At 74.8% G+C, this 528-nt stretch carries 1 protein-coding gene; it reads left to right on the forward strand.

The genetic code is table 11. The annotated features are described in order from the left end of the window. On the forward strand, positions 1 to 507 hold a 507-nt coding region (locus NS354_RS12805), incomplete at its 5' end, for a UDP-N-acetylglucosamine--N-acetylmuramyl-(pentapeptide) pyrophosphoryl-undecaprenol N-acetylglucosamine transferase (RefSeq protein WP_275934835.1). Positions 508 to 528 lie beyond the last annotated feature (21 nt).

The following is a 528-nucleotide window of genomic DNA, read 5'->3' on the forward strand; positions in this document are numbered from 1 at the left end:
GTGCGGGCGGTCCTGCAGACCCCCGCCTGGCGCCAGGCCGGGGTGCAGCTGCTGCACATCACCGGGCGCGGCAAGCAGCTGCTGGACGATCAGGGCCAGCCGGTGCAGGCCCCCCGCTACCACCAGGTCGAATTCGTCGACGGGATGCACCGGGCCTACGCCGCCGCGGACCTGCTGGTGGCCCGGGCGGGAGCGGCGACCGTCAGCGAGGCCGCGGCCGTGGGCTGCCCCTCGGTCTTCGTCCCCCTGCCCATCGGCAATGGGGAGCAGGCCCTGAACGCCGAATCCCTCGTGGCCGCCGACGCCGCCCTGCTCGTCCCGGACGCGCAGTTCACCCCCGGCTGGTTCCTGGACCACGTCCTGCCGCTGGCCCAGGACCCCGAGCGCCTGGAGCGGATGAGCCGCGCCGCGAGCCGCCTCGGGGTGCGCGATGCCGCCGAGCAGATGGCCCGCCTCGTGCTGGAGGCCGCCGAGTCGTCGCAGAACCCGAAGGAGCAGAGCCGATGAGCACCCCCGAGCCCACGAGAC

Origin of the sequence: Leucobacter chromiiresistens (assembly GCF_001477055.1) — a bacterium.
GTDB lineage: Bacteria > Actinomycetota > Actinomycetes > Actinomycetales > Microbacteriaceae > Leucobacter > Leucobacter chromiiresistens_A.